This window comes from Mycobacterium arosiense ATCC BAA-1401 = DSM 45069, assembly GCF_002086125.1.
Taxonomy (GTDB): Bacteria; Actinomycetota; Actinomycetes; order Mycobacteriales; family Mycobacteriaceae; genus Mycobacterium; species Mycobacterium arosiense.
On sequence record NZ_MVHG01000009.1, the window covers coordinates 26,276 to 52,671 of the forward strand.

Consider the following 26,396-nt stretch of genomic DNA (forward strand, 5'->3'; position numbering starts at 1 on the left):
CCGTAGGTGTCTGGTGATGACGAACGTCAGGATAATCGTGGGGGAGACTGCGACCATTCGGTCAGAGCGAAACGAGGCAATGACATGACCAACACGCAAAAGGCGATTCTCGCCGGCGGCTGCTTCTGGGGCATGCAGGAACTGATCCGCAAGCAGCCGGGCGTGGTGTCGACCCGGGTCGGTTACACCGGCGGCGACGTTCCCAATGCGACCTACCGCAACCACGGCACCCACGCCGAGGCGATCGAGATCGTCTACGACCCCGCGGTCACCGACTATCGCACGATCCTGGAGTTCTTCTTCCAGATCCACGATCCGACAACAAAAGACCGGCAGGGCAACGACCGGGGGCCCAGTTACCGGTCGGCCATCTTCTATCTCGACGACGAGCAGAAGCGGATCGCGTTGGACACCATCGCCGACGTCGAGGCGTCCGGGCTGTGGCCCGGCAAGGTGGTGACCGAGGTCAGCCCGGCCGGTGACTTCTGGGAAGCCGAACCCGAACACCAGGACTACCTGCAGCACTATCCCAACGGGTACACCTGCCACTTCATCCGCCCGAACTGGAAACTGCCGCGCCGGGCGACCGCAGGCCAATAGGCGTCGCGCCGAGTTCAGCGGCGGCGCACCACGATCCGGCCGCCGTCCTTCGGGGTGAACGCGACTCCGCGGCAATGCCACCGCTCGCCGGGCGCGTCCGTCGTCTCGATCGTCAAGCGGCCCAACACCGTTCGAAGCACGACGTCCATCTCCATGTTGGCGAACGCCGCCCCTACACACCGGCGGGTCCCGCCGCCGAACGGGATCCACGACAGCGCCGACGGCTTCGTGTCGATGAAACGTTGCGGGTCGAACCGCCTGGGATCGGGGAACACCTCGGGGTTGTCGTGTATCTGCGCGATGCCCACGATGATCGAATAGCCGCTCGGGATCACCCATTCTCCGAGTTGGTAGGTCTCGGGGTAGACGTGGCGACCGGCGAAATCGATGACGGTCCTGGCCCGTTGAACCTCCAGGATCGTCGCCTGGCGCAACTCGTTGCCGCCGTTGTCGGCCTCCTCGACAAGCCGCGCCAATAACTCTGGATGCCGGCTCATCCGTTCGAATGCCCACGCCAGCGTTGACGCGGTGGTCTCGTGCCCGGCGGCCAGCAGGGCCAGGAGCTCGTCGCCAATTTCCTTGTGCGACATGGCCGTACCGTCGTCGTAGGTGCTGCGCAGCAGCAGCGCGAGCACGTCGGTCCGCTCGGCGAAGTCCGGGTCGGCCCGCTCGGCGGCGATCAGCTTCTCGATGACGTTGTCGTATTGGCGCCGCCACTTGTCCAGTCGGCCCCACGGGCCGAACCGGGGATAGCGCTTCGGCTTCGGCAGCGCCGCAAGGCGCGAGCCCAGGGTGACCCACGGCGGGATGAGCCGGCGCAGCTCGTCGAGTTCGGCGCCTTCCGCGCCGAAAACCGCCCGCAGGATGGCGTTCAGCGTGATCCGCATCATCGGCGGCAGCGTGGCAAACGCGCTGCCTTCCGGCCAGCCGGCCATCTCGCGCAGCGTCTCTTCTTCGATGATGCTCTCGTAGTTCTTCATGCTCTTGCCGTGAAACGGCGGCGCCAGCAGCCGTCGCCGGCGGCGATGGTCGTCGCCCTCGAGCCCGAATACCGAGCCGGGACCGAAGAGCCTGCTCAAATTAGGTTGGATGTTGCCGAGCTCGTCTGGGCTGGTGGTGAAAATCTGCTTCGCCAGCTGCGGGTCGCTGACCATGATGACGCGCCCCCACATCGGCAGGCGCAGCGCGAAGACGCTTCCGTGACGGCGCGACAGTCGTCGCATCATCGTTCGTCGCGACATGGCAAAGCCGGCACCCTGCAACAGCTTCGGGCTCCGAACCGCAGGGGGTAGGCGGACGGCGGTCGGCGGGGCGGCGACTTGCTGGCTCATGACGACGGCTCTCCCAACATCTGCCCCGGCTCGGGGGGTGGTACGGCGATGTACCGCGGCATCTGCCCAGTACGGTACTCTGAAGTACCAAGCCTGACAAGGTCCCGCACTCGCCGAAAGGGGTCCCCGCGTGACACCAGCGGTGACAGCGACGGCGGCCGGCGCCGTCGCGAGCGACGCACCCGCCGAGCCGGATCCGTTTCGGCAACGGCTGCTCGACGGCCTGGCCACCTCGATCACCGAGCGCGGCTACCGCGCCAGCACGGTCGCCGACGTCGTGCGCCACGCACGCACCTCCAAGCGCACCTTCTACGACCACTTCACCGGCAAGGAAGAATGCTTTCTCGAGCTGCTGGCCGGCGACATCGAGGAGCTGGGCGCCACGATCGCGGCCTCGGTCGATCCGGAGGCCGATTGGCACGTGCAGATCCGCCAGGCGGTCGAGGCCTATGTCGGATACATCGAGGCCCGGCCGGCCATCACGTTGAGCTGGATCCGTGAACTGCCCTCGCTGGGAGCGGCCGGCCGCCCGGTCCAGCGCCGCGGCCTGCAATTGCTGACCAGCCTGCTGATCGACCTCAGCGCCAGTCCCGGATTTCGGCGCGCGAAGCTGCCCCCGTTGACCGCATCGCTGGCCGTGATCCTGTTGGGCGGCCTGCGGGAGCTGACCGCACTTGCGGTCGAAGACGGTGAACCGGTCCGAGGAATCGTGGAACCGGCAGTGGATGCATCCGTAGCCCTGCTCGGGCCGCGCCAGTAGCCGCGTAGGTCGCCGTAAACGACAGCGTGGCAACCCATTCCGGCGACGCTCTGGCGGGGCTAGGCTCACCGCAAACCACCCCGTTCTGACATGGAGGACCTAGCAATGCGGCTGTCAACCCGAAATCAACTCAAAGGGACCATCACCGAGATCGATCTCGGCACGGTCATGGCGGTGGTCAAGGTGACGCTCGACGGCGGCGACCAGGTCATCACGTCGTCGGTCACCAAGGACGCCGCGACCGACCTCGGGCTCACGGTCGGTCAGAAGGCGACCGTGTTCATCAAGTCGACGGAAGTCACCATCGGCATCGACTGACTTTAGAGTTTCATGAACGCGCGCAACCGATCCAGCACCAAATCTGGTCGCTGCGCGACGATCCAGTGACCGACCCCATCGACCAGCTCCACCTCGAAATCGCTTATCCGGTCGGCATATCCGTCCAAAAGTCGCGGGGTGATCACCGGATCATCGGTACCGCTCAGCCAGCGGACCGGTACGTCGACGCGGCGGTCGTCGTACTCACCGCTGAGCCAGCTGCGCATCTCAGTGGTTTGGAAGCTGCGATACCACCGCGATCCGGCCTCCGCGTGCCCGGGCTGGCGCATGCACTCTGCGTACAACCGCGCACTTTCCTCGGGCAGCGAAAACCCGCCGCCGACCCAAGAACCCAGGATCCGGAGAAACCGCCAGTTGGGATCGCTGAGCACTCGAGGCCCGACCACCGGAAGCAACATCGGCACCTGATACCAGAAGCGCCACAGGTCGCGGACCGCCGCCAAATCGAACTTCGCCCAGGGCGCCACGGTGTTCAGTCCGAAAAAGCCCGTCACCTTCTCCGGATGGCGCAGCATCATGATGAAAGCGGCGGGCCCGCCCCAATCGTGGGCGACAAGCTTCACTTTCGCGATGCCCAAGTCGTCCAGCACGCCCGCAAGGTCCTCGGCCATCTCCGCCTTCAGATACCGCGAGCGGGGCGCCGAACTCCAGCCCGCGCCGCGCAGGTCGGGACACAACACCCGGTAACCATCGGCGGCCAGCGGACCGATCAGCTCGTGCCACTCCCACCAGTTCTCCGGGAAGCCGTGCACCAGCATGACGGCGGAACCGCCGGCCGGACCGGCCTCCGCGACATGGATGGTGACGCCGCTTGGAAGCTCGACGTACCGGTGTTCGACGCCGTCCAGCACGGGCATAGGGACCATGCCTTGAAAAGCTAGCGCACCGCGCTCAGTTCAGGAACCGTTCGACGTACGGCGCGAAGCGCTCCCGCAAGCTCTCCTCGTCCAGCCCGAACATCTCACAGGACGTCGCGACGTTACCCAGCCGCCCGCGCCGGTGGCCCGTCAGGTAGTCGCCGACGGCCCCGCGCACCTCGTCGGTGAACGGTTCACCGGCCAGGCCGTAGACCCGCTCGGCCACGCCGAGCTCGTCGGCCATGAAGTCGTCGAATCGGATGTCGATCGAGCGGTCCGGACCGATGGTGTCGCGGTCGCGGATGAGCGCGGTGAGCATCTCGTCGAGGCGGTTGATCCAGGAATCGGCGATCTGTTGCACCGGCACCGGCGAGCGGTGCATGCGGGCCGAGTAGGTGATCATCGCGATCATCGACAGCGCAACCGGGACCGGGTCGCGATGGGTGAACACCACAACGCTGTCCGGGAAAACCCGATCCAGGACCGGCACCTGCTCGAGATGCTGGGGCGATTTGAGCAGCCAGCGCCGCCCGCCGCGCAGGTATTGCATCGCCCGGAGTTGGGTGGCCAGGTATTCGTAGTGCGGCGTCTGGTCGTGAGCCTGGTAATAGTCGCGCCAGCGCGGCACGTCGGCGAGCGTCTCCAGCAGCATCGTGGACACATCGTTGGCCAGCAGCTGGATCTCTTCGTGGGCGTGATCGGTGGTCATCTCGTGCATCAGCGCGAAATGCGGCATCACAGTGTTGATCACCCCGACCGCGACATCCATCCGGGTTCGTCGCGGATCCTGTTGCACGCCAACCTCATTCGGCATCAGGAACGGCTCGTTGCTTTCCCAGTACGGCATGGTGCGGAAGGTCGGCGGTGCGGCGAGAAGATTGTGCAGGTGCGTGGTGCCGGTGCGGGGCAGCCCGGCGATGACCACCGGCGAACGCAGTTCGATCTCGTTGATCTCGGGATGGCGACTCAGCAGGTCGGTCAGCAGCAACCGGTTCTTGAGGACTTGCAGAAGTTGACCGTAGAAATTCACCACCCCCGCGTCGTGCAGTCCGTCGATCTCGCGCAGGGCGGCGAGGTAGACCTCGAGGCGTTCGCGGTAGTCGCCGGGCCCGAAGTCAGTCAGGCCGGTCTCGGCGCTGGCCCTGGCGTGCAGCGCGTCGGCATCCAACGGGCACTCCGGCGCCATCGAGGCCATCGCGTCCAGGATCTGCTGGCCCTCGGCGCTGAAACGGGGCAGAACCAGGTCTTCGAGACGAACTGAGCGAACGTTCACGGCGACTTATGTTACCATCAGTTTCGTAATGGTAGTGGATTTTGGCAGACCCCGTGATCCCCGGATCGACGCCGCGGTGCTCCGCGCGACGGTAGAGCTGCTGGCCGAAACCGGCTATCCCGCGTTGCCGGTCTCCGCCATCGCCGAACGCGCCGGCACCAGCAAGCCCGCCATCTATCGCCGCTGGCGCAGCAAGGCGCACCTCGTGCACGAGGCGGTGTTCCCGATCGGCGCCGCCACCGCCATCCCCGATACCGGATCGACCCCCGACGACTTGCGTGAGATGGTGCGCAGCACAATGCTTTTCCTCACCACACCGGCCGCCAGGGCGGCACTGCCCGGGCTGATCGGCGAGCTGGCCGCGGATCCGACACTGCATTCGGCGCTGCTGGAGCGGTTCGCCGGCATCATCGGCGGCGGTCTCGCCGACTGGCTGGCGGCCGCTGCGGCGCGCGGTGAGGTGCGCTCCGACGTGACCGCCGCCGAACTGGCTGAGACCATCGCCGGCGTCACGCTGGTAGCCCTGCTCACTCGCGTCACCGACCTCGATGACGCGTGGGTCGATCGCACCACCGGATTGCTCCTGAAAGGAATCAGCAAATGACGCACCAGTCGACGGCCGCGTGGCAGGAATTGCTGAAAACGCTTGACGAACTGGGCCAGTCGTTCCTCGACGGTGACCGTGGCGTCACCGACGACCGGCACGTCGCCGACGGCTACCGGATGCTCGCCGCCACCCTGGGCGTGGCCCTGGACACTTATCTGTTTCCCGAACCGGGCCGGCCACAGTTCGTCGCGGTGAACACGCCGTGGCGCCGCGACCGCCGCTGGGGTGGGGACAACACCGATGCCTACTACTACATGTGTCCGGTCGATCCCGCCCGCCGGTACCGCATCAGCGGCAATTCCGGTGACAGCGTGTACTTTTCGGTGACGGCGTACAACGAGCCATCGCCCGGCGCCTGGTCGGACCGGGTGGTCGCGATCGTCCGCGACACCGATCTCGATGTCGACGCCGACGGCAACTTCGCCTTCGAACTTCCCGCCACGCCCGACGCGGCGGTGCTGATGACCCGCGACTACCAGGCCGATCCCCTGACCGGCCGCCCGGTGACGTGGCACATCGAGGCGCTCGACGAGCCCGACCCGATCCGGCACGGCGACGCCGAGACCGCGGCCAGCCTGCGCGCCGCCGCCACCTGGTTGCGCACCATGTTCGCCATCGTGCCGCTGGCCGTGGGGAATCGGGTGGACGATCAACACGCCCTCGGCCACGAAACCGCCCATGCGACAAACGAATTCGCCGATCCCTATCAAGTGCCGGACGCAAATTTCGGCTGGTCGGCGCGCGACGCCTGCTACTCGTACGGCAGTTTTGTGCTTGACGACGACGAGGCGCTGGTCATTACGCACCGGCCGCCGTCGTGCAGGTTCTGGAACCTGGTGGTCTGGAACCAGTTCATGGCGACCTTCGGCCCGCAAGACGCCCGGTGCTCCCTCAACGGACACAGCGCCGTGGCGAACAGCGACGGCTCCGTCACGGTCGTCTTGTCCCCCACCGCGACGGCGCACCCCAATTCGCTTACCACGCTGGGCTATCCGCGCGGCAACCTGGCGTTTCGCTGGTTCCTGGCCGACGGCGTGCCGCGGCGGCCCGAGGTTCGACTCGTCAGGGCGGTCGACGCCCCCACGGCGGTGAGCTGAGTCAGCCGACCTCGCGGACCAGCTCGATCGCCCGGCCCAGCGTCTCCAGCTTGGCGTCCAGCGTGTCGCCGGCGGGATACAGCCGCACGGTGTTCACGCCGGCATCGCGCCACACCGCCAGGCGTGCGGCAACCATGTCTTCGGTCCCGATCAGGGTGGTGGCCAGCACCATCTCGTCGGTCACCAAGCCGGCGGCCCCGTCCCGGTCGCCGCGCCGCCAGCGCTCGCGCACCTCGGCGGCGACCTCCGCCCAGCCCTGCCGGCTGTAGGCCCCGTTGTAGAAGTTCGTGCTCGACGATCCCATGCCGCCCATGCTGAAGGCCAGCCCTTTCTTGCGGCCCGCCAGCGAAACCCGCAGCTCGTCTTCGTCCGCGGCGAAGGCGACTTCGGCGCCTTGGCAGATGTCGATCTCGGCGCGGGCGCGGTTCGCGGCGGCCAGACCCTCATCGAGGTGGGCGAAGTAGGCATCGCCGGCGCCCTCGGGAACGAAGCTGGTGCCCAGCCAGCCGTCGGCGACCCGTCCGGTCAACCGCAGCATCGCCGGGGACAGCGCGGCCAGGTAGACGGGGATGGCGTGCTCGGCGCGTGTCGACAAGCGCATCGGCACCGCCTCGCCGCCGGGTCGGGGGATCTCGAATTGCCTTCCCGTATAGGAGATTTTCCCGCCGTCTAGCACCTGCCGCACGATGTCGACCGTTTCGGAGATGCGCGCCAGTGGCCGACTGAACGCGACACCGTGCAGGCCCTCGATCACCTGCGGACCCGAAGCGCCCAAACCGAGCAGAAATCGCCCGTTCGACAGATTGGACAGCGTGATCGCGGTCTGGGCGACGAGGACCGGCGACCGGGTGCCGACCTGCAGCACGCCGGAACCCAGCAGCATCCGCTCGGTGCGCGCCGCCAAGTAACCCAGCCCCGACGGCCCATCCGCGCCCCACGCCTCGGCCACCCAGCAGACGTCCAGACCCAGCTTCTCCGCCTCGACGACCAGCGCCACGACCTCGGCGGTTTCGCTCCCGGCACCGGAGAACTCGACCGTCGTCGCGGTCCGCATCAATGGACTCCGTGTTCGGCCAGCCGTTTGATCGCCGCCAGGGTTTTTCCGATCGCACTTTCGAACTCGCGCAGCCGCACGAACACGATTTTCTGTTCCTTGTCGGGCATCGATTCGATGGCCCTGGACAGGCCCGAGCGTCCCGGCCCCATCTGCATCCAGTAGTTCAGGTCGGTGCCGCCGTTACGCGGCGTCAGCCGGAATCGCCACATGGCGGCGGGATGGTCGGCCTCGCCGACCGCCCAGGCGAATTCGTGTGGCTGATCGCAGGTGACGATCTGCGAGGTGCTGCTCCACTGCCCGAACGCGTCGTGCTCGTTGTGTCCGACGAAGCAAGCGCCGACCCGCGGCCCGTCCGATCCCTCGGCCCATTCCACCGCCTTGAGCTCGCTGCTGATCGCCGGCATCAGCGCGATATCGGAAACCAGGCTCCACACCCGCGCGGGATCGGCGTCGATCCACGTCGAGCCCTCCACGGTCGGGGTGTCCGCATAACGCGCGCCGGTCCATTCCACGAACCTCATTGTGCCCCTGTTGCGGCGCGGGGCAATGCCCTGACCGCGCGGGGTTACGCGGCGATCGGCTCGGGCTGGCGGGACTTTTCGGCGCCGGCCTTGTGCACCCAGGAGTCCGGGAAGGTCAGCCGGACGATCTTGCGGACGACGGTGCCGAACTGGTGCAGCAGCGGCCCGCGGTTGTACGGGATGCCATAGCGTTCGCAGATCTCTTGCACCTCGGGCGCGATGTCGGCGTAGCGGCGGGCCGGCATGTCGGGGAACAGGTGGTGCTCGATCTGGTGCGAGAGGTTGCCGGAGAGCAGGTGAAAGAGCTTGCCGCCGGTCAGGTTTGCCGAGCCGAGGATCTGGCGGAAGTACCACATGCCGCGTGACTCGTCCTGGGTTTCTTCGATGGTGAATTCCTGCGTCCCGTCCGGGAAGTGGCCGCAGAAGATGATCATGTACGACCACACGTTGCGCATCAGGTTGGCGGTGAGGTTGCCGGTGAAGACGAACGGCGCGAAGGGGCCGGCCAGCAGCGGGAAGGCGCCGTAGTCCTTCAGGGTCTGGCGACGGGTCTTGCGCCAGATGGCTCGAAAGACGTCGCGCTTGTCCTCGAGCCGGATCTCACCGGCGCGGATGCGTTCGGTTTCCAGCTCGTGCAGCGCAACGCCGTACTGGAACAACACCATCAGCAGAAACGCATAGAGCGGGTTGCCGAGGAAGTACGGCTGCCAGCGCTGGTCTTCGCTCATTCGCAGGATTCCGTAACCGATGTCGCGGTCCATGCCCACGATGTTGGTGTGGGTGTGGTGCATGTAGTTGTGTGAATGCCGCCATTGATCGGCCGGGCATGCCGTGTCCCACTCGAAGGTGCGACCGGAGATGGCCGGGTCGCGCATCCAGTCGTACTGGCCGTGCATGATGTTGTGGCCGATCTCCATGTTGTCCAAGATCTTCGACAGGCCGAGCATCGTGGTACCGGCCAGCCATACCGGCGGCAGCAACCCGGCGAACAACAGCGCCCGGCCACCGGCTTCCAGCGCCCGCTGCGCCTTGATGACGCGGCGGATGTAGGCGGCGTCGCGTTCGCCGAGTTCTGCCATCACGCGTTCCTTGATGGCGTCGAGTTCGCGACCGAATGTGTCGGCCTGTTCGGGTGTCAGGGCAATCTTTGCGTTCGACATGTGTGTCCTCCAAGAGTTTTCAGGGGCTAAAAAGGGGCGGCCGCTACAGCGACAGGTCCACGTCACCGACCGGAACGGACACGCAGATCTGCACGTCCTCATCGGGAGCGGTCGAGACCGCGCCGGTGACCAGGTTGCGCACGCTGCCGGCGGTTATGCGCCGCGTGCAGGTATGGCAGATGCCCATCCGGCATCCGTGTTCGGGCGACAGCCCGACCGATTCGGCCTGCTCCAACAGCGAGCGTCCGTCATCGACGATGTCAAGGCCGCTGTCGGAGAACGTAACTCGTCTACCCGACGGGTTGGCTGGCACGTCGAAGGCGGGTGGCACGAAGCTTTCGGTGTGGACGTTGTCGCAGTGCGCGCGGACGGTCTCCACCAAAGCTTGCGGGCCGCAGACGAATACCGCATCGGGCGCGGGCATGGCGGCGGCCAGGTGCGCCGCGCCGAAGCGTCCGGCAAGGTCGCCGCCTTCGGTTCGGGTGTAGCCGCGCAGCACGCGCACGCCCGGCATGGTGTCCAGCTCGTCGCGGTAGCAGGCCTCGGCCGGGGTGCGCGCGTAGTGAATGAACGCTATTTCGCCGTCGTGGCCCTGGGCGAGAAGGGTCCGCAGCATCGACATCACCGGGGTGATTCCGCTTCCTCCGGAGATGAAGAGGATGCGCTGCGGGCGGTGCCGCCCCCGCTCCGGCAACGTGAAGTCGCCACCGGTGCCGGTCACGCCGAGCACCATGCCTCGATGAGCGTGCTCGTACAGATAGTTCGAGACCAGGCCGCCCTCGTGCCGCCCGATGGTCAGCTCGAGGGTCATAGCGCCTTCGGCGTTGGCGGGCGAATAGCACCGGGTGTGGCGGCGGCCGTCGATCTCCACGGCGAGATTGACGTACTGCCCGGCTTTGAGGGTGTGGGCGGATAGGAAGGTGTCGTTGGGGGTCAGGGTCAGAGTGACGCTGCGCGGCGTGGTCCGGCGGACGTCGGTCACTTTGGCGCGGGCTTCGCCCAGCGTCCAGGTGGGCGTCACCAGTTCGGTGTAGCGGTCGACGCCGTGCGGACCGGTCAGCAGGTCTAACAGCTCTGAACCCAACACGCGCTGCCGAAGGGTCCGGGCGAGGACTCGGCCAGAAGCTTGAGCGGTTTGAGTGAACATATGTACACCGTGCGGCTACAACACCCATGCAGTCAAGGGTTTAATGCCTGGCTGTGGTAGGGTTCACACAGTGAACAGCCGTACTCCTAGCTCACGGGGGCGGGGCTCTGGCCGGGAACGGGCGCGCGAAAGCCAGTCGCGCGAGGAGCGCAAGGAGGCGACGCGCCGGGCCATCATCGCCGCGGCACTCAAGCTCCTGCAGGACCGCAGTTTCTCCAGTCTGAGCCTGCGCGAGGTCACTCGCGAGGTCGGCATCGTCCCGGCGGCCTTTTACCGGCACTTCGAATCGATGGAGGCCCTCGGCCTGGTCTTGATCGACGAGTCCTTCCGCAGCCTGCGCGATACCCTGCGGGACGCACGTGCCGGCAAGCTCGACCCGAATCGGGTGATCGAGTCATCCGTCGAAATCCTGGTCGCCAGCGTCGCCGATAGGCGCGAACACTGGCGACTCATCGGCCGGGAGCGCAACAGCGGCCTGTCGGTGCTGCGGTACGCCATCCGCACCGAGATCCGGCTGATCACGTCCGAGCTGGCCACCGACCTGGCGCGATTCCCGGGGCTGAACAAGTGGACCACCGAGGATCTCAACGTGCTGGCGACCCTGTTCGTCAACGCCATGATCGTCGTCGCGGAGGCCATCGAGGACTCGCAGAGCGTCGAGGCGACCGAGGACATCCGCCGGCTCGCGGTCAAGCAGTTGCGGATGATCGCGACCGGCATCGCCGGCTGGCGCAGCACGCCATGATGCGTTCGGCTGGAGTAAACAGCCGAGCACTCAGTTACTCGTCGGCGACGTCGTAGAGCGAGTCTCCGTCCTCGGGGGCGCCGTCGATCTGACCCCGGTGCGCACGCCGGGGACCGCCGTCGGCCGGCTCGATGGCATCGGGGACGTCGGGCTCCTCGGCCGCCAGGCGCGCATCGAGGGATTCGCCCTCGCGTTCTTCTCTGGCCGTCATGCCGAACCGGTCGGCCTCGCTCCAGCCCTGCGGCGGGTCGACGACGATGTCGCCGTCGTCGTTGCGCACTTCGTCCGAGTCGGTGCCTTCGCTCGGGTTCAAGGTGTCACCCGGACCGCCCTCTTCGGGGAAATCCGACGGATCCACGTCGGCCTGGGGGTTATCGCTCATGCCAATCCGGTTGCCCGCGCCTTCGGGGGGTTAAACCGGGCGGCAGGCCATCGGCCCCATCCCTACGGCGGCGGACGCCACATGGCCCATAGGCTCGGGCCGCCGTCCGGCAGTGTGATCTCACGCGTGACGCTGAAGCCGAAACGCTCGTAGTACGGCACGTTTTCGGGCTTACTCGACTCGAGATAGGCCGGACAGTACTCGGCGTCGCAGCGGTCCAGGCGCGACCGCATCAACGCCTGACCGAATCCTTTGCCGCGGACCGCCGGATCGCTGCCGATCACGGCCAGATACCAGTGCGGTTCCTCGGGATGCACGCGCTTCATCAATTCCTGCACCGCACGTCCCCGCATCGAGCGCAGGCCGAACACCCGGAGGAACGTCGGGGTCATCGCCAGTTGACCGCGGGGCGTTTCTTGCCACTGATCGGGCGGATCCCACAGCGCCGCCGCATCGATATCCGCCTGCGCACCTGCCACCTCCACGCCGCCGCGGGCCAGGTGGTGATGGCGGGTCATCGTCGCGAACATCCGCGACAGGTGAGCGATCCGCTTGGCGTCATCGGGAATCAGCCAGATCATCACGGGGTCGTCGTAGAACGCACGGGCCAGCGTGCGCGACAGCTTGCGTACATCGGCCTTGTTCGCCGGGCGGACCTGCGGGGTCATCTGCATCACGCTAGTGCGTGTGAGGCCCGGCGGGACGGGTATGCCGACCCGGTGATCGGCATCTCGCGGCGAACGTTCGGGCGAATGGCGGCCGGCGCAAGCGTGCTCGGGTCCGCCGGGTTTGCGCAGGGATGCGCGAAACGGGCGGCCGAGCACGGCAAGTCCAGCGGACCGCCACCGTCGCCGGGCAAGGCTGTGGGCTTCGTCCTCTCACACGAGCAGTTCCGCACCGACCAGCTGGTGGCACAGGCTCAGGCGGCCGAACACGCCGGCTTTCAACACCTGTGGGCCAGCGACCACATCCAACCGTGGCAGGACGACGAAGGTCATGCGATGTTTCCGTGGCTGACGCTCGCGCTGGTCGGCAGCGCCACCAGCCACGTTTCGCTGGGCACCGGGGTGACCTGCCCGACCTACCGCTACCACCCCGCCACGGTCGCCCAGGCATTCGCGTCGCTGGCGATTCTTTATCCCGGCAGGGTGTTTCTGGGGGTGGGCACCGGCGAACGACTCAACGGACAGGCCACCACGAACACCTACGGCGACTACGCCGAGCGTCACGACAGGCTGGTCGAAGCCGTACAGCTGATCCGCCAACTGTGGAGTGGTTCGCGAATCTCCTTCTCCGGCCGGTACTTTCAGACGAATTCGCTGAAGCTCTACGACCTTCCGGCGGCACCCACGCCGATCTTCATCGCGGCCGCCGGACCGAAAAGCGTGAAACTGGCCGGACAGTACGGGGATGGCTGGATCACCCAGGCGAGCGATGTCACGAATCCAAAGCTGTTGGCGGCCTTCGTCGCGGGTGCCCAGGCCGCCAGTCGTGACGTGTCCACCTTGGGAAAACGGGCCGAACTATTCGCCGTCGTCGGCGACAACACCGTGGCGACCCGGGCCGCCACGCTGTGGCGCTTTACTGCCGGGGCCGTCGACCAACCCAATCCCGTCGAGATCCAGCGAGCGGCCGAATCCAACCCCATCGACAAGGTGCTGGCCGGCTGGACCGTCGGCACCGATCCGGCCCTCCATATCAACGCCGTCCAGCGGATTCTCGACGCCGGCGCGATCCCGTTCCTGCACTTTCCGCAAGACGATCCCCTCGTCGCCATCGAGTTCTATCGCGCCAACGTCTTGCCGAAGTTGCACTGAACGGGCCCGCCCTCGCACCGTTTCGGCGCCGTCAGCCCGGGTATCCGCACCCAACTTCGAGTAACAGCCCCCAACTGCTGGAAGGCAAGGCATGGACGCAATCACTTTTCTTCGTCACGACCACAAGAGTGTGCTCGGTTTGTTGGAGACGCTCGACGGGGCGCCGCCGGGCGAGGGCGCTCAGGCGAGCGGCCTGGAAACGATGGTGAACAATCTCATCATCGCCGAATCGCAGCACGAAGCCATTGAAGAGCAGTTCTTCTGGCCCGCGGTGCGCGAAGCGATCGGCGACGGCCTCGTCGATAAGGCGCTCGAGCAGGAGCAGGCCGGAAAGAGGCTGCTGCAGCGTCTCGAGGACGGTAAGCCGGGCGAGCCGGATTACCACGAAGCGTTGCAGGAGTTCGTCAAGGCGGGCCGCGAACACATCGCCTACGAACAGGATGAGGTGTGGCCGCAGGTCGAAACCGTGCTCAGCCGTGAGGATTTGGAAAAGATCGGCGAGAAGCTGGAGGCGGCGAAGAAGATCGCCCCGACCCGGCCGCACCCCGGTACCCCACCCAACCCGGCCGTACTGAAAACGATGGGCGTGGGGGCGGCGATCGTCGACCACGTCCGGGACGCGGTGACCGGCCGCAGCCAGGACAATCCCCCGGATCCGCAGATGCACTGACGACGTGGGAAGGGCCGGGCGCTCTCGATTGAGCGCCCGGCCCTTCCGCTTGTCCAATTAGCCGGTGGGAACGTGCTGTTCGTGGGTGAAGGGCTTTTCGGCGTTGACCGCCGGCGAGCCCTGGGGGTTCTCCTTGGCCCCGGTGTTCTTGCGGGTGCTGCCGCCCAGCCATTGTTCCTCGGGCTTTTCGACGTACTCCCACTCGGTGCCTTCGGGCCAGGGACCCTGCCCCTGGTTCCACGGACCGCGGATGGACTCGCCGCCGCCGTTGGACATGTTGAACGCCACGTTCTGGAAGCGCGGGTCACCCGGCAGCTGTCCCGGCGGGAAGTTCACCGGGAGCTCGTTGAGCGCGGCCGTGAACTGCTGATAGTGCGCCACCTCGCGCGTCATGAGGAACGTCAGGGTGTCCTGCACGCCCGGGTCGTCGGTGAACTGCTTGAGGTACTCGTAGACGACCTTGGCCCGCGATTCCGCCGCGACGTTGTTGCGCAGGTCCACGGTCGGGTCGCCGTTGGCGTCGATGTAGGCGCCCGTCCAGTTGTTCCCCCCGGAGTCCTTGACGTCAGGCCCACCACCACTGAGCACCAAGAACAAGGGGTTGACCGCCACCGAGTGGATGAGGCCGTCCCGGCCACCGCCGCTGGACGCCACCGCCGGCATCCAGTCGCATTTCTCATTGGCGATCTTGAGGTTGTCGTTGAGCCCGTCGAGCAACATCGTGATCATCGATCCGACCATCTCGAGGTGGCTCAGCTCCTCGGTCGCGATATCCATGAACAGGTCATACATTTTGGGGTTCTTCTGCCGCAGCACGAATGCCTGGGTGAAGTACTGCAGCGCGGCGGTGAGTTCGCCGTTGGCGCCGCCGAATTGATCCATCAGCAGCGATGCGAAGCGAGGGTCCGGCCGGTCGACGCGGACTTCGAATTGAAGATCTTTATTGTGCACGAACACTGGGGCCTCCCTGGGGGTCGAGATCTGGCTGTCGACGCGGGATACCCGGGGCCTTCGGCGGCAAACTGGGAGCACAGAGTTTTCGGACGCCCGCCGGCGAGCTGCGCAGGGCCGCGGGGTGACGCCTGGGGGCACATCGTGGAGAATCCGGTCCCATGGAGTCTTTCGACGCGAGCGCTCGGCACGAGCTGGCCAGGCGCATGGCCGAGCTTGCCCGAGAGATCGCCACGCCACGCTCGCTCGACCGGGTTCTCGCCGACGTCACCACGGCGGCGGTGGAGCTGATACCGGCGGCGGACATCGCGGGCGTGTTGCTCATCAAGGGCGGCGGCGATTTCGATTCGATCGCGGACACCGACAGTCTGGTCGCCAAACTCGACAAGTTGCAGCACGACTTCAATGAGGGCCCCTGTCACGACGCCGCTTTGAAGGAGACGATCGTGCGCACCGACGATCTCCGCGACGAGCCACGCTGGCCGAAATACGCGCCGGCGGCCGTGGAGCACGGTGTCCTGAGCAGCCTCTCGTTCAAGCTGTACACCGCCGACCGCACCGCCGGCGCGCTCAATGTGTTCAGTTTCCGGCCCGGCGTGTGGGACACCGAAGCCGAAACCGTCGGGACGGTGTTCGCCGCGCATGCCGCCTCGGCGATCATGGCCGGGCGACACGGGCAGCAGATGCAGTCGGCCCTGTCCACCCGGGACCGCATCGGCCAGGCCAAAGGCATCATCATGGAGCGCTACGGCGTCGACGATGTGCGCGCCTTCGACTTGCTGCGCCGGCTGTCGCAGGAGAGCCAGGCCAAGCTCATCGACGTCGCCCAGCGCGTGATCGATACCCGCAGCGCCGACTGATCCTCCGCGCCCGCTCTAGGATGGGGTGGCTTCATCAACGAGTCCGGCGCACCGTTGCGCCGGGGAATGGTTGGCCACGGTGTGGGACTTCGAAACGGACGCCGAGTACCAGGCAAAGCTGGACTGGGTCGCAAAATTCATGACCGAAGAGCTGGAACCGCTCGACCTGGTCGCACTCGACCCGTACGACAAGAAGAACGCCGAGATGATGGCCATCTTGCGGCCCTTGCAGCAGCAGGTGAAGGACCAGGGGCTGTGGGCCGCGCACCTGCGCCCGGAGCTGGGGGGCCAGGGCTTCGGTCAGGTCAAGTTGGCGCTGCTCAACGAAATTCTGGGGCGCTCGCGCTGGGCCCCGTCGGTGTTCGGCTGTCAGGCGCCGGATTCCGGCAACGCCGAGATCCTCGCCCTGTTCGGCACCGACGAGCAGAAGGCCCGCTACCTGCGGCCGCTGCTGGACGGAGAAATCACCTCCTGCTATTCGATGACCGAACCGCAAGGCGGTTCTGACCCAGGCCAGTTCGTCACCGCCGCAACCCGAGACGGCGACTACTGGGTCATCAACGGGGAGAAGTGGTTTTCCACCAACGCCAAACACGCGTCGTTCTTCATCGTCATGGCGGTCACCAATTCCGAGGCCCGCACCTACGACAAGATGTCGCTGTTCATCGTCCCGGCCGAAACTGCGGGCATCGAGATCGTGCGCAATGTCGGCGTCGGGGCGGAATCGTCGCAGCGCGCCACCCACGGCTACGTTCGTTACAACGACGTCCGGGTGCCCGCCGACCATGTGCTGGGCGGTGAGGGACAGGCGTTCATGATCGCGCAGACGCGGCTCGGCGGCGGCCGAATTCACCACGCTATGCGGACAATTGCGTTGGCCCGCAGCGCCTTTGACATGATGTGCGAGCGTGCGGTGTCACGCAAGACCCGACACGGCCGGCTGGCCGATTTCCAGATGACCCAGGAGAAGATCGCCGACAGCTGGATCCAGATCGAGCAGTTCCGGCTGTTGGTGCTGCGCACCGCGTGGTTGATCGACAAACATCACGACTACCAGAAGGTGCGTCGCGACATCGCCGCGGTGAAAGTGGCGATGCCCCAGGTGCTGCACGACGTCGCGCAACGCGCCATGCACCTGCACGGCGCGCTCGGCGTCTCGGATGAGATGCCCTTCGTCAAGATGTTGGTGGCCGCCGAGTCGCTGGGCATCGCCGACGGCGCCACCGAGCTGCACAAGATGACGGTCGCCCGCCGGACCCTGCGCGAATACGAGCCGGTGACAACGCCTTTCCCGTCGGCCCACATACCGACGCGGCGCGCCGAAGCCCAGGCGCGACTGGCCGAGCGCCTCGAACACGCCATCGCCGAGTTCTAGGTGACCCGCCCAGCCGGGCCGGCGTTCGCCGCCCGCGCTCAGCTGATGTAGCGGACGATGCTCTCGGCCACGCACGCCGGCCTGGCCGACCCCTCGATCTCGACGGTGGTCGAGATGGTCGCCTGCACTGCGCCGTTACCCACGTCGTCGACGCTGACCAACGAACTCTGGGCGCGCACCCGGGAGCCGACCGGAACCGGAGCGGGGAAGCGAACCTTGTTGAGGCCGTAGTTGATTGCCAGCTTGATGCCGTTGACGGTGTAGATCTGGTGCTGCAGCCGGGGCAGCAGCGCCAAGGTCATGAAACCGTGGGCGATGGTCTTGCCGAACGGGCCCGACGCGGCTCGTTCCGGGTCGACGTGGATCCACTGGTGATCGCCGGTCGCATCGGCGAACAGGTTGACGTCTTCCTGGGTGATGGTGACCCATTCGCTGTGCCCGAGGGCTTCGCCCGCCGCGCCGGCGAGCTCGGTGACTGATTCGAAGGTGCGCATTCGACGTTCTCCTTGGTTTCGGCTGCTAACAATAGCGCCGGGGTGTGAGGGCGACACGGCCACCGTTTCATATGAGCTGACGAGGGAACCCCACCGCAGACTCCGCCTCCACAGAAAAGGAAGCCACCATGCCAGACCGCCAGAGCCACAAGACCGAGGAAGATGTAGACGCTGAGAACCACCAAACTCAGTCTCGCGCCGCCGAGGGCGAGGAAGACGGCTCATACGTGGGCGCGGCGGGCTCCGACGATTCGTTCGACGCCGGTGAGTCCGGCGCCGAAGCCCGCAGTCAAGACGGCTAGCCTCACCCGCGAGGGCGGTACGGCCGGCCGTTGGACCCGCTTGGCGCAAGATGGGCTTGTGAGGCTGCTGCTGATTGCCGATACCCACATCCCCAAACGCGCCCGTGACCTGCCGGCGCCCGTTTGGGACGAGGTGGCCGCGGCCGACGTCGTCGTGCATGCGGGCGACTGGTTAGCACCGGAATTCCTCGACGAACTCGAGGCCCGGGCCGCCAGGCTGGTGGGGTGCTGGGGCAACAACGACGGCCCGGCAGTGCGGACGCGACTGCCCGAACGGGCCGACGTGACGCTGGCCGGGCTGCGGTTGACGGTGGTGCACGAGACCGGCGCCGCGACCGGACGCGAGGCGCGGATGTCGCGGCTCTACCCCGACACCCAGGTGCTGGTCTTCGGGCACAGCCACATTCCGTGGAACACCACCACCGAAACCGGGTTGCGACTGCTCAATCCCGGGTCACCGACCGACCGCCGCCGCCAACCGTTCTGCACCTATATGACGGCGAGCGCCACGGACGGCGCGTTGACCGACGTCGCGCTGCATCGCCTGCCGCGGTAGCGGGTACATAACCTACGCACAGCGTCACCACATAGATAGCTCGGCTACAGAGGTATTATGGTGCAAATGAACTCCCGAGCCGATGTGGCGGGCGAGCTGTTCGGCGTCGTCGGCAGGTTCCGCCGGCAACTGCGCCGGTCCGCGGGTCGCGGGTTCGATTCGTCACGGTTGTCCGAGTCGCAGTCGGAGCTGTTGTGGCTGGTCGGCCGGCGGCCGGGAATCTCGGTCAGCGCCGCGGCCGCCGAGCTGGGGCTGGTGCCGAACACCGCCTCGACCCTGGTCACCAAGCTGGTGTCCGGCGGGCTGCTGCTGCGGACGGCCGGCGACAGCGATCGCCGGGTGTGCCAACTGCGGCTCGCCGAACCCGCCCAGCAGGTCGTCGACGCATCCCGCGCCAGCCGGCGGGCACTGCTGTCCGAGGTGATCGACGAGCTTGACGACGACCAAATCGAGGCTTTGACAAAAGGATTGGAGGTCCTCGACACGATGACCCGAAAAATGAGAGAGCGGCGATCATGAGCGGATCGCTGCCGATGGCGGTCGACGCCAGGAACGTGACCTACCGGTACGGCCAGTTCACCGCCGTCGATGACGTGACACTGCAGGTTCGGCCCGGTGAAACCATGGGGCTGCTGGGCCCCAATGGCGCCGGCAAGACGACCATGGTCCGGATGCTGACCACGCTGACCCCGGTGCAGCATGGCGATCTGCGCATCTTCGGGATGGACGCCCGGAGTCAGACCACCGACATCAGAAGCAATATCGGCTATGTGCCCCAACAGCTTTCGATCGAACCCGCATTGACCGGCAGGCAGAACGTGCAGTGGTTCGCACGGCTGTACGGGGTGCCGCGCGCCGAGCGCGCCGACCGCGTCGATCAGGCGCTGGTCGCCATGGATCTCATCGAGGTGGCCGACCGGCTGGCGTCGTCCTACTCCGGTGGCATGGTCCGCCGCCTCGAGGTGGCGCAGGCGTTCGTCAACCGCCCGTCGCTGCTGGTGCTCGATGAGCCGACCGTCGGACTGGATCCCATCGCGCGTGACGGCGTGTGGGCACAGGTGCAAAAGATGCAGGCCCAGTTCGGCATGACCGTGCTGCTGACCACGCACTACATGGAGGAAGCCGACGCGCTGTGCGACCGGGTCGCGCTGATGCACCGCGGTCAACTGCGGGCTGTCGGCACACCCGACAGGTTGAAGGCGAAGGTGTCCGCGACCGCCACGCTCGAGGATGTGTTCCGCCATTACGCGGCATCGGGTCTGGCCGATGAAGCAAATCCCTCGGAAGCCAACGGGACCATTCGCGAAATTCGTTCCAGCAGAGGGGTTGCTCGCCGTGTCGGTTGATAGCGCGGTGGCCGCAACACTGCATCGCGCGCCGCACGGTTGGCAACGAGTCGGCGCGTTGGCCAGCCGCATCGGGGCGTTTGCGATCGTCGAACTGCAGAAGCTGCAGCACGACCGGACCGAACTGGTCACCCGGATGGTGCAACCCGCGCTGTGGCTGTTGATCTTCGGGACCACGTTCAGTCACTTACATGTCATCCCCACCGGATCGGTGTCGTATCTGGCGTTCCTGGCGCCAGGGATCATCGCCCAGTCCGCGCTGTTCATCTCCATTTTCTATGGGATACAGATCATTTGGGATCGAGACGCCGGCGTGCTCGCCAAGCTCATGGTGACGCCGGCGCCGGCGTCGGCGCTGATCACCGGCAAAGCGTTTGCGGCCGGGGTCCGTTCGGTGGCCCAGGTGGTCGGCGTGTTGGCGCTGGCGTACGTGATGGGCGTCGGCCTGACGGTCAATCCGCTGCGAATCGTGGCGGCGATGGCCATCGTCATGCTCGGCGCCGCGTTCTTCGCCTGCCTGTCCATGACGCTGGCGGGCCTGGTGCGCAGTCGCGACCGCCTGATGGGGATCGGGCAAGCGATCACGATGCCGTTGTTCTTCGCGTCCAACGCCCTGTATCCGGTGGACGTGATGCCGGCGTGGCTGCACGTGCTCAGCAAGGTCAATCCGCTCAGTTACGAAGTGAACGCGCTGCGCGCACTGTTGATCGGCACCCCGTTCAACCCCGCGGACATCGCGGTGCTGGTGGTGGCCGCCGTGCTCGGAATCGTCACGGCTTCAACGCTTTTGCGTCGTTTGGTGGCATGACTCGCCGCCGGCGGTAATAGCGCATGGGCTGACCCATCGCAAGGTGGTTGCACGGTTCCGATAGCCGATCGTGACCCGACCGTGACGATTCCCGGGCGAGGCTCAATCGTTAGCTAACCGCGATCTGGCATCGCGGCCGCGACAACCGAATTCATCCCTCCCGCTGTGTTTCACTCGCCGAGAACAGATTCGACCGCACCGTGCGGCAGATGAAAGTTGGGATGGGTTAAGAGCTATGTCGTTCTTCGAAAAGTTGCGTGGCGCAGCGGCTAGCATGCCGCGCCGACTGGCGATCGCGGCAATGGGTGCCTGCCTGCTGTCCGGTCTCGCGGTAGCCTCCGGCGGTTCCCCCGTCGCGGGGGCCTTCTCCAAGCCGGGCCTTCCGGTGGAATACCTCGAGGTGCCCTCGCCGTCGATGGGCCGCAACATCAAGGTCCAGTTCCAGGGCGGCGGGCCGCACGCCGTCTACCTGCTGGACGGCCTGCGCGCGCAGGACGATTACAACGGCTGGGACATTAACACCCCCGCCTTCGAGGAGTTCTACCAGTCCGGCCTGTCGGTGATCATGCCGGTCGGCGGCCAGTCCAGCTTCTACAGCAACTGGTACCAGCCGTCGTCGGGCAACGGGCAGAACTACACCTACAAGTGGGAGACGTTTCTGACCCAGGAAATGCCGCAGTGGATGCAGGCCAACAAGCAGGTCTCCCCCGCCGGCAACGCCGCGGTGGGCCTGTCTATGTCGGGCGGCTCCGCCCTGATCCTGGCCGCCTACTACCCGCAGCAGTTCCCGTACGCCGCTTCCCTGTCGGGCTTCCTCAACCCCTCCGAGGGCTGGTGGCCCACCCTCATCGGGCTGGCGATGAACGATTCGGGCGGCTACAACGCCAACAGCATGTGGGGTCCGTCCACCGACCCGGCGTGGAAGCGCAACGACCCGATGGTCCAGATTCCGCGACTGGTCGCCAACAACACCCGCCTCTGGGTCTACTGCGGTAACGGCACGCCCAGCGACCTTGGCGGCGACAACATGCCGGCCAAGTTCCTGGAAGGCCTCACGCTGCGCACCAACGAGCAGTTCCAGAACAACTACGCGGCCGCGGGCGGACGCAACGGGGTGTTCAACTTCCCGGCCAACGGGACTCACTCGTGGCCCTACTGGAATCAGCAGTTGATGGCCATGAAGCCCGACATGCAGCAGGTGCTGTTGGCCAGCAACACCACCGCGCAGCCGACGCAACCGGCACAATCGGCACAGCCGGCGCAACCGGCACAGCCAGCCACCTAACCCCCTGGCGGGCATCGGCAGTAGCGCACCGGTCAGCCGCTACTGCCGATGCTCTTTTTTTCTCACGTCTCGTCGAGCAGGGCGCGCCGGTCGGAGTGGAAATAGGTGTAGCCGGTGGTCAACCCGCACACGGTTGTCGCCACCACCAACATCCATGTCCCGTTGACGACGAGGCTGATGATGCCGCCCACGGTGGCGCCCAGCATGAAACTGGCGAACAACAGAAAGTAGCCCATCCAGTCGGCCGCCGTCCCGCCCGCGATGTGGCGCTCGATGCCCTGGCCCATCTTCACCAGCGTCCCGGTGACGTAGCTCAGCGGCACCGACACCTCACCGTCCTCGACGAACGACGTGTTCAAAGCGCCGATGCCGAAGGCCACCAACATGATTGGCGCAAAATCGAGCAGATTTTCGGTCCAGCCCTCGTCGATGACGTCCGTCACGGTGGCCGCCGCCAGGCTGAACGTCGTCAGCACGGTGGGACCGTGCGGGTGCGCCACCCAGAAGTGCCGTCGGCATACCGACGCGATGATCACGCCGGCGACGAAGCACAAGATCAACACACCGGCAGACATCGACAGCACCACGTCCCCGCGGAAGAACCCCAGCGCCGCCCGCTGGGCGTTGCCGGTCATGAAGGTCACAAAGTACCCGGCGGAATGCGTGTAGGCGGTCGCCCCCAAGATCCCGGCCAGCACGGCCAGCACCCACGACAACCGCGACTCGCTGTTGTTGATCTCGTTCGGCACACGCACATGCTGTCAGACAGTCACGGCGCACGCAGCGCCCGCGAGGCCGGGCCGAAGGCGGCAAACCGCTACATCGCGGTGAGACGAGTGATGGAGCGCAACGGAATCGGCAGCCAACCCGGCCGGTGCCGCGCTTCGTATCCGGCCTCGTAGACGGCCTTGTCGAGCTCGTAGGCGGCCAGCAGCTGCGCCGAATCGCGCGGGTCCGTCCCGGAGGCCGCCGCGTAGCCGTCGCAGAATGCGCTCCGGTTGCGCTCGACCCACTCCCGGGCCCGGGCCGCCAACTGCTTGTCGTCGGCATGGTCGACCAATGGCCCGTACGCCGCGTACTCGAACGAGCGCAGCACGCCAGCCACGTCGCGCAGGGGTGAATCGGGTGCGCGACGTTCCTCGAGCGGCTGTCCCGGTTCGCCCTCGAAGTCGATGAGCAGCCAGCGCTCCGGCGTGCGCAGCACCTGGCCCAGGTGCAGATCGCCGTGGACGCGCTGCACGGTGATCGTCTCGGTGACCAGCTTGCCGAACCGCTCTTCGATCGTCGCCGCGTGCGCCTCGAGCTCGGGCACCAGGGCCGCGGTCGCGGACAGCCGCGCCAGCACGTTGTCCACCGGGAACGCGGCCTGCGAGGTTCCGAGGGTCTCGGCCAGCGTGGCGTGCACGGAAGCCACGGCTTCGCCGAGCCGATAGGACTCGCCGGCGAAGTCGCCGCCCACCTCGTACGCATACAGGTCGCCCTCGGCGAACAGGTCGCGAACGCTCGCGGTGGCCATCGCCCAGCCTTCCGCGGAGTTGGCGGCGAATTCGGTCACCATGCCCAACGGCCACGCCGCATCGGCGCTGCCGTTCGAACCGGTCATCTCGTAGGTGCCCAGCAGCCGCGCGACGTGCGGGTTGCCGGCCCGGCCGAGCACACGGTTCAGCTCGATGTCGGGGTTGATGCCGCTGCTGATTCGGCGGAACACCTTGAAGATGGCGTCGCGGTCGAAGATGACGCTGGTGTTGGACTGTTCGGCGTCCGAGACGTGCGCCATCGCCTCCAGCGGAAGCTCCACGCCGGGCTCTTTGACGAAAACCACCTCGGCGCCCGACGCGTTACGCACGGACGACGAGTCGATCAGGGAGAGCAGAAACCGCGGCGCCTCGGCGTCGTACATCGCGTCGAACGCGGTCCGGTCGTCGGCGGAGCCGATGGTGGCAACGCTGCTGTACTCGGACACCGGTGCGGCATCCCATCGCACGATCACCTGGTACCGGTGGCGTGAGCCGTCGGCGTAGTCGGCGTCGACGAGGACCAGGTCGAGGTCGTCGTCGAGCGGGACCACGACGCCGGACTCGGCGCGCGACAGTTGCCGGTTCCGTCCGGCGTACCACCGTTGCTGTGGAAGCCACTCGGACCAAGGCAGCTTGGCTGGCTGAGTCATTTGCGCCACTCCTGTTCTTGCGCACCAGTCTGCCCCGTCGCGGCGGTACCGTGAACGCGCCTCATAGGTCCTCCTCGCATTCGGTCAGCTGGAACCAGTAGAAGCCGTGTCCCGGCAATGTGAGCAGGTAGGGCAGGTGACCGATGCGCGGGAACTCGACCTGTCCGGTCAGCTCGACCGGCGTGCACCCGCTCCAGTGCTGCAGGTTCAGTTCGATCGGCTGGGGGAAGCGCGAAAGGTTGTTCACGCACAGCACGGTGTCGCCCGGCTCGGAAACCTGCCGGACGAACGCCAGCACCGACGGGTTCGAGCCGCCCAGCTCTTCGAAGGTCCCGATCGCGAAGGCCTCATGGCGGCGCCGCACCGCCAGCATCGTCCGGGTGAAGTTGAGAAGCGACGTGTTCGTGTCGCGTTGGGCCTCGACGTTGACCGCCTGATAGCCGTAGACGGAGTCCTGACTGGGCGGCAGATAGAGCCGACCGGGATTCGCCTTGGAAAAGCCCGCGTTGCGGTCCGGCGTCCACTGCATCGGTGTGCGCACGCCGTCGCGGTCACCCAGCCAGATGACGTCGCCCATGCCGATCTCGTCGCCGTAGTACAGGACCGGCGAGCCGGGCAGCGACAGCAGCAGCGCGGTGAACAGCTCGATCTGGTTGCGATCGTTGTCCAGCAGCGGCGCCAACCGGCGTCGGATGCCGACGTTCGCCTTCATCCGCGGGTCCTTGGCGTACTCGGCGTACATGTAGTCGCGCTCTTCGTCGGTGACCATTTCCAGCGTCAACTCGTCGTGGTTACGCAGGAAGATCCCCCACTGCGCCAGCTCGGGGATCTCGGGCGTCTGGGCCAGGATCTCCGAAATCGGAAAGCGGGATTCGCGGCGCACCGCCATGAAGATGCGCGGCATCAGCGGGAAGTGAAACGCCATGTGGCACTCGTCGCCGCCGGTGGTGGCGTCGCCGAAGTACTCGACGACATCGGCCGGCCACTGGTTGGCCTCGGCCAGCAGCACCCGGCCCGGGAATTCGTCGTCGATGACCTTGCGCACCCGTTTGAGGAAGGCGTGCGTCTCGGGCAGGTTCTCGCAGTTGGTGCCCTCGCGTTCGAACAGGTAGGGCACCGCGTCCAGCCGGAACCCGTCGATGCCCAGCTCGAGCCAGAAGCGCAGCACGTCGATCATGGCTTCCTGTACGGCCGGGTTGTCGTAGTTCAGGTCGGGCTGATGCGAGAAGAACCGGTGCCAGTAGAACTGCTTGCGCACCGGATCGAACGTCCAGTTCGACTCCTCGGTGTCGATGAAGATGATCCGGGCGTCGGTGTAACGCTCGCTGGTGTCGCTCCACACGTAGAAATCCCCGTACGGGCCGTCGGGGTCATGCCGCGACTCCTGAAACCAGGGGTGCGAATCGGACGTGTGGTTCATCACCAAGTCGGTAATGACCCGGATACCCCGCTCGTGCGCGGCGTTGAGCAGCGCGACGAAATCCTCGACCGTCCCGAATTCGGGCAGCACCTTGTAGAAGTCGCGGATGTCATACCCGCCGTCACGCAGGGGCGAGTCGTAGAAGGGCGGCAGCCAGATGCAGTCGATGCCCAACCACTGCAGGTAGTCCAACCGTTGCAGCAACCCGCGCAGATCGCCCGACCCGTCCGCGTTGGCGTCCAGGAAGGCCCGCACCAGCACCTCGTAAAACACGGCGTGCTTGAACCACGTGGGGTCGGTGGGCAGCGCGGCGGCGTTGTTGAAATCCTCGGCGTCGGGGTGCTCGACGACGCCGTCCTGAACGTGACTGCCCCCTTCGGGATGGTGCTCGACAGCTTCTTTTGCGTCGTTCATCAAATCCACGATGCCACGGATACCCTGGGCGCGACGTTCGGAATCACGCCCACAC

At 66.4% G+C, this 26,396-nt stretch carries 30 protein-coding genes; 16 read left to right on the forward strand and 14 right to left on the reverse strand.

Annotated elements, in window-relative coordinates:
- Positions 1-84 precede the first annotated feature (84 nt).
- Entirely contained in the window at positions 85-600 is a 516-nt protein-coding gene (gene msrA, locus BST14_RS06265) for a peptide-methionine (S)-S-oxide reductase MsrA (protein ID WP_083063712.1), read from the forward strand.
- 14 nt (positions 601-614) lie between these two features.
- On the opposite strand, the gene BST14_RS06270 is transcribed toward msrA, so the two are convergent.
- Positions 615-1,931: a cytochrome P450 gene (locus tag BST14_RS06270; RefSeq protein WP_083063713.1), complete on the reverse strand. Its 1,317-nt coding sequence runs from the start codon at positions 1,929-1,931 to the stop codon at positions 615-617.
- 142 nt (positions 1,932-2,073) lie between these two features.
- Here BST14_RS06270 and BST14_RS06275 point away from each other — a divergent pair, with 142 nt between their 5' ends.
- Both BST14_RS06275 and BST14_RS06280 read left to right on the forward strand, forming a co-directional pair.
- Positions 2,074-2,691 (forward strand): TetR/AcrR family transcriptional regulator, encoded by a 618-nt coding sequence (locus tag BST14_RS06275; protein WP_083063714.1) that lies wholly within the window; start codon positions 2,074-2,076, stop codon positions 2,689-2,691.
- A 105-nt stretch (positions 2,692-2,796) separates the two neighbouring features.
- Positions 2,797-3,009: a TOBE domain-containing protein gene (locus BST14_RS06280; RefSeq protein ID WP_083063715.1), complete on the forward strand. Its 213-nt coding sequence runs from the start codon at positions 2,797-2,799 to the stop codon at positions 3,007-3,009.
- Positions 3,010-3,011: 2 nt separating this feature from the next.
- On the opposite strand, the gene BST14_RS06285 is transcribed toward BST14_RS06280, so the two are convergent.
- Both BST14_RS06285 and BST14_RS06290 read right to left on the reverse strand, forming a co-directional pair.
- Positions 3,012-3,896 carry an alpha/beta fold hydrolase gene (locus tag BST14_RS06285; protein ID WP_083063716.1) on the reverse strand — a complete coding sequence of 295 codons (885 nt, stop codon included), beginning with the start codon at positions 3,894-3,896 and terminating at the stop codon, positions 3,012-3,014.
- A 25-nt stretch (positions 3,897-3,921) separates the two neighbouring features.
- On the reverse strand, positions 3,922-5,082 hold the full coding sequence (locus BST14_RS06290; protein WP_245845327.1) for a sulfotransferase family protein: 1,161 nt from the start codon (positions 5,080-5,082) through the stop codon (positions 3,922-3,924).
- A gap of 106 nt (positions 5,083-5,188) precedes the next feature.
- On the opposite strand from BST14_RS06290, the gene BST14_RS06295 reads away from it, so the two are divergent.
- Positions 5,189-5,764 (forward strand): TetR/AcrR family transcriptional regulator, encoded by a 576-nt coding sequence (locus BST14_RS06295; protein WP_083063718.1) that lies wholly within the window; start codon positions 5,189-5,191, stop codon positions 5,762-5,764.
- On the forward strand, positions 5,761-6,864 hold the full coding sequence (locus BST14_RS06300) for a DUF1214 domain-containing protein (protein WP_083063719.1): 1,104 nt from the start codon (positions 5,761-5,763) through the stop codon (positions 6,862-6,864). Before BST14_RS06295 ends, BST14_RS06300 begins: the two co-directional genes overlap by 4 nt.
- Before the next feature lies 1 nt (position 6,865).
- Here BST14_RS06300 and BST14_RS06305 read toward each other — a convergent pair whose 3' ends face one another.
- From BST14_RS06305 to BST14_RS06320, 4 genes are read right to left on the reverse strand one after another with little or no spacing between them, the layout of a single operon-like run.
- The gene (locus BST14_RS06305; protein ID WP_083063720.1) at positions 6,866-7,918 is read right to left on the reverse strand and encodes an LLM class flavin-dependent oxidoreductase; all 1,053 of its coding nucleotides are present in this window, start codon (positions 7,916-7,918) and stop codon (positions 6,866-6,868) included.
- The gene (locus BST14_RS06310) at positions 7,918-8,442 is read right to left on the reverse strand and encodes an SRPBCC family protein (RefSeq protein WP_211280664.1); all 525 of its coding nucleotides are present in this window, start codon (positions 8,440-8,442) and stop codon (positions 7,918-7,920) included. The genes BST14_RS06305 and BST14_RS06310 overlap by 1 nt, the downstream gene beginning before the upstream one ends.
- A gap of 44 nt (positions 8,443-8,486) precedes the next feature.
- The gene (locus BST14_RS06315) at positions 8,487-9,602 is read right to left on the reverse strand and encodes a fatty acid desaturase family protein (RefSeq protein WP_083063721.1); all 1,116 of its coding nucleotides are present in this window, start codon (positions 9,600-9,602) and stop codon (positions 8,487-8,489) included.
- A 43-nt stretch (positions 9,603-9,645) separates the two neighbouring features.
- The gene (locus tag BST14_RS06320) at positions 9,646-10,749 is read right to left on the reverse strand and encodes a flavin reductase family protein (protein ID WP_083063722.1); all 1,104 of its coding nucleotides are present in this window, start codon (positions 10,747-10,749) and stop codon (positions 9,646-9,648) included.
- 43 nt (positions 10,750-10,792) lie between these two features.
- On the opposite strand from BST14_RS06320, the gene BST14_RS06325 reads away from it, so the two are divergent.
- Positions 10,793-11,494, forward strand: coding sequence for a TetR family transcriptional regulator (locus BST14_RS06325; protein WP_211280665.1), 702 nt, complete (start codon positions 10,793-10,795; stop codon positions 11,492-11,494).
- Between the two features lie 34 nt (positions 11,495-11,528).
- On the opposite strand, the gene BST14_RS06330 is transcribed toward BST14_RS06325, so the two are convergent.
- Both BST14_RS06330 and BST14_RS06335 read right to left on the reverse strand, forming a co-directional pair.
- Positions 11,529-11,876, reverse strand: coding sequence for a hypothetical protein (locus BST14_RS06330; RefSeq protein ID WP_083063724.1), 348 nt, complete (start codon positions 11,874-11,876; stop codon positions 11,529-11,531).
- 62 nt (positions 11,877-11,938) lie between these two features.
- Positions 11,939-12,544, reverse strand: coding sequence for a GNAT family N-acetyltransferase (locus BST14_RS06335; protein WP_083063775.1), 606 nt, complete (start codon positions 12,542-12,544; stop codon positions 11,939-11,941).
- A gap of 51 nt (positions 12,545-12,595) precedes the next feature.
- On the opposite strand from BST14_RS06335, the gene BST14_RS06340 reads away from it, so the two are divergent.
- Together BST14_RS06340 and BST14_RS06345 are read left to right on the forward strand one after the other, a co-directional pair.
- The gene (locus tag BST14_RS06340; RefSeq protein ID WP_083063725.1) at positions 12,596-13,693 is read left to right on the forward strand and encodes a F420-dependent hydroxymycolic acid dehydrogenase; all 1,098 of its coding nucleotides are present in this window, start codon (positions 12,596-12,598) and stop codon (positions 13,691-13,693) included.
- A gap of 91 nt (positions 13,694-13,784) precedes the next feature.
- Entirely contained in the window at positions 13,785-14,363 is a 579-nt protein-coding gene (locus BST14_RS06345; protein WP_083063726.1) for a hemerythrin domain-containing protein, read from the forward strand.
- Between the two features lie 57 nt (positions 14,364-14,420).
- On the opposite strand, the gene BST14_RS06350 is transcribed toward BST14_RS06345, so the two are convergent.
- Positions 14,421-15,320: a manganese catalase family protein gene (locus BST14_RS06350; RefSeq protein WP_083063727.1), complete on the reverse strand. Its 900-nt coding sequence runs from the start codon at positions 15,318-15,320 to the stop codon at positions 14,421-14,423.
- 155 nt (positions 15,321-15,475) lie between these two features.
- Here BST14_RS06350 and BST14_RS06355 point away from each other — a divergent pair, with 155 nt between their 5' ends.
- Both BST14_RS06355 and BST14_RS06360 read left to right on the forward strand, forming a co-directional pair.
- Entirely contained in the window at positions 15,476-16,174 is a 699-nt protein-coding gene (locus BST14_RS06355) for a GAF and ANTAR domain-containing protein (protein WP_083063728.1), read from the forward strand.
- 79 nt (positions 16,175-16,253) lie between these two features.
- Positions 16,254-17,549 (forward strand): acyl-CoA dehydrogenase family protein, encoded by a 1,296-nt coding sequence (locus tag BST14_RS06360; protein WP_083063776.1) that lies wholly within the window; start codon positions 16,254-16,256, stop codon positions 17,547-17,549.
- Between the two features lie 38 nt (positions 17,550-17,587).
- Here BST14_RS06360 and BST14_RS06365 read toward each other — a convergent pair whose 3' ends face one another.
- Positions 17,588-18,043: a MaoC family dehydratase gene (locus BST14_RS06365; RefSeq protein WP_083063729.1), complete on the reverse strand. Its 456-nt coding sequence runs from the start codon at positions 18,041-18,043 to the stop codon at positions 17,588-17,590.
- A gap of 128 nt (positions 18,044-18,171) precedes the next feature.
- Here BST14_RS06365 and BST14_RS30295 point away from each other — a divergent pair, with 128 nt between their 5' ends.
- From BST14_RS30295 to ag85C, 6 genes are all read left to right on the forward strand, one after another.
- Entirely contained in the window at positions 18,172-18,345 is a 174-nt protein-coding gene (locus BST14_RS30295; protein WP_169926055.1) for a hypothetical protein, read from the forward strand.
- Positions 18,346-18,403: 58 nt separating this feature from the next.
- A complete protein-coding gene (locus BST14_RS06370; RefSeq protein ID WP_083063730.1) occupies positions 18,404-18,901 on the forward strand; it encodes a metallophosphoesterase family protein in 498 nt (165 codons plus the stop codon).
- A gap of 66 nt (positions 18,902-18,967) precedes the next feature.
- On the forward strand, positions 18,968-19,420 hold the full coding sequence (locus BST14_RS06375; protein ID WP_438502133.1) for a MarR family winged helix-turn-helix transcriptional regulator: 453 nt from the start codon (positions 18,968-18,970) through the stop codon (positions 19,418-19,420).
- On the forward strand, positions 19,417-20,247 hold the full coding sequence (locus BST14_RS06380; RefSeq protein WP_083063732.1) for an ATP-binding cassette domain-containing protein: 831 nt from the start codon (positions 19,417-19,419) through the stop codon (positions 20,245-20,247). The genes BST14_RS06375 and BST14_RS06380 overlap by 4 nt, the downstream gene beginning before the upstream one ends.
- Positions 20,237-21,055 carry an ABC transporter permease gene (locus BST14_RS06385; RefSeq protein ID WP_083063733.1) on the forward strand — a complete coding sequence of 273 codons (819 nt, stop codon included), beginning with the start codon at positions 20,237-20,239 and terminating at the stop codon, positions 21,053-21,055. The genes BST14_RS06380 and BST14_RS06385 overlap by 11 nt, the downstream gene beginning before the upstream one ends.
- A 235-nt stretch (positions 21,056-21,290) precedes the next feature.
- Positions 21,291-22,340 carry a diacylglycerol acyltransferase/mycolyltransferase Ag85C gene (ag85C, locus tag BST14_RS06390; protein ID WP_083063734.1) on the forward strand — a complete coding sequence of 350 codons (1,050 nt, stop codon included), beginning with the start codon at positions 21,291-21,293 and terminating at the stop codon, positions 22,338-22,340.
- A gap of 62 nt (positions 22,341-22,402) precedes the next feature.
- Here ag85C and BST14_RS06395 read toward each other — a convergent pair whose 3' ends face one another.
- From BST14_RS06395 to treS, 3 genes are all read right to left on the reverse strand, one after another.
- Positions 22,403-23,089, reverse strand: a complete 687-nt coding sequence (locus BST14_RS06395; RefSeq protein WP_083063735.1) for a YoaK family protein — start codon at positions 23,087-23,089, stop codon at positions 22,403-22,405.
- A gap of 68 nt (positions 23,090-23,157) precedes the next feature.
- Positions 23,158-24,507: a maltokinase N-terminal cap-like domain-containing protein gene (locus BST14_RS06400; protein ID WP_083063736.1), complete on the reverse strand. Its 1,350-nt coding sequence runs from the start codon at positions 24,505-24,507 to the stop codon at positions 23,158-23,160.
- A 61-nt stretch (positions 24,508-24,568) separates the two neighbouring features.
- Positions 24,569-26,341, reverse strand: coding sequence for a maltose alpha-D-glucosyltransferase (gene treS / locus BST14_RS06405; RefSeq protein ID WP_083063777.1), 1,773 nt, complete (start codon positions 26,339-26,341; stop codon positions 24,569-24,571).
- Between the last annotated feature and the right edge of the window lie 55 nt (positions 26,342-26,396).

Coding starts and splice junctions, on each gene's coding strand:
- BST14_RS06355 (WP_083063728.1), top strand. CDS start 15,476: ATGGAGTCTTTCGACGCGAGCGCTCGGCACGAGCTGGCCAGGCGCATG.
- BST14_RS06320 (WP_083063722.1), bottom strand. CDS start 10,749: ATGTTCACTCAAACCGCTCAAGCTTCTGGCCGAGTCCTCGCCCGGACC.
- BST14_RS06335 (WP_083063775.1), bottom strand. CDS start 12,544: ATGACCCCGCAGGTCCGCCCGGCGAACAAGGCCGATGTACGCAAGCTG.
- BST14_RS06290 (WP_245845327.1), bottom strand. CDS start 5,082: ATGGCCTCGATGGCGCCGGAGTGCCCGTTGGATGCCGACGCGCTGCAC.
- BST14_RS06365 (WP_083063729.1), bottom strand. CDS start 18,043: ATGCGCACCTTCGAATCAGTCACCGAGCTCGCCGGCGCGGCGGGCGAA.
- BST14_RS06330 (WP_083063724.1), bottom strand. CDS start 11,876: ATGAGCGATAACCCCCAGGCCGACGTGGATCCGTCGGATTTCCCCGAA.
- BST14_RS06280 (WP_083063715.1), top strand. CDS start 2,797: ATGCGGCTGTCAACCCGAAATCAACTCAAAGGGACCATCACCGAGATC.
- ag85C (WP_083063734.1), top strand. CDS start 21,291: ATGTCGTTCTTCGAAAAGTTGCGTGGCGCAGCGGCTAGCATGCCGCGC.
- BST14_RS06270 (WP_083063713.1), bottom strand. CDS start 1,931: ATGAGCCAGCAAGTCGCCGCCCCGCCGACCGCCGTCCGCCTACCCCCT.
- BST14_RS06325 (WP_211280665.1), top strand. CDS start 10,793: ATGCCTGGCTGTGGTAGGGTTCACACAGTGAACAGCCGTACTCCTAGC.
- BST14_RS06345 (WP_083063726.1), top strand. CDS start 13,785: ATGGACGCAATCACTTTTCTTCGTCACGACCACAAGAGTGTGCTCGGT.
- BST14_RS06305 (WP_083063720.1), bottom strand. CDS start 7,918: ATGCGGACCGCGACGACGGTCGAGTTCTCCGGTGCCGGGAGCGAAACC.
- BST14_RS06315 (WP_083063721.1), bottom strand. CDS start 9,602: ATGTCGAACGCAAAGATTGCCCTGACACCCGAACAGGCCGACACATTC.
- treS (WP_083063777.1), bottom strand. CDS start 26,341: ATGAACGACGCAAAAGAAGCTGTCGAGCACCATCCCGAAGGGGGCAGT.
- BST14_RS06380 (WP_083063732.1), top strand. CDS start 19,417: ATGAGCGGATCGCTGCCGATGGCGGTCGACGCCAGGAACGTGACCTAC.
- msrA (WP_083063712.1), top strand. CDS start 85: ATGACCAACACGCAAAAGGCGATTCTCGCCGGCGGCTGCTTCTGGGGC.
- BST14_RS06310 (WP_211280664.1), bottom strand. CDS start 8,442: ATGAGGTTCGTGGAATGGACCGGCGCGCGTTATGCGGACACCCCGACC.
- BST14_RS06295 (WP_083063718.1), top strand. CDS start 5,189: ATGGTAGTGGATTTTGGCAGACCCCGTGATCCCCGGATCGACGCCGCG.
- BST14_RS06375 (WP_438502133.1), top strand. CDS start 18,968: ATGAACTCCCGAGCCGATGTGGCGGGCGAGCTGTTCGGCGTCGTCGGC.
- BST14_RS30295 (WP_169926055.1), top strand. CDS start 18,172: ATGCCAGACCGCCAGAGCCACAAGACCGAGGAAGATGTAGACGCTGAG.
- BST14_RS06400 (WP_083063736.1), bottom strand. CDS start 24,507: ATGACTCAGCCAGCCAAGCTGCCTTGGTCCGAGTGGCTTCCACAGCAA.
- BST14_RS06285 (WP_083063716.1), bottom strand. CDS start 3,896: ATGGTCCCTATGCCCGTGCTGGACGGCGTCGAACACCGGTACGTCGAG.
- BST14_RS06300 (WP_083063719.1), top strand. CDS start 5,761: ATGACGCACCAGTCGACGGCCGCGTGGCAGGAATTGCTGAAAACGCTT.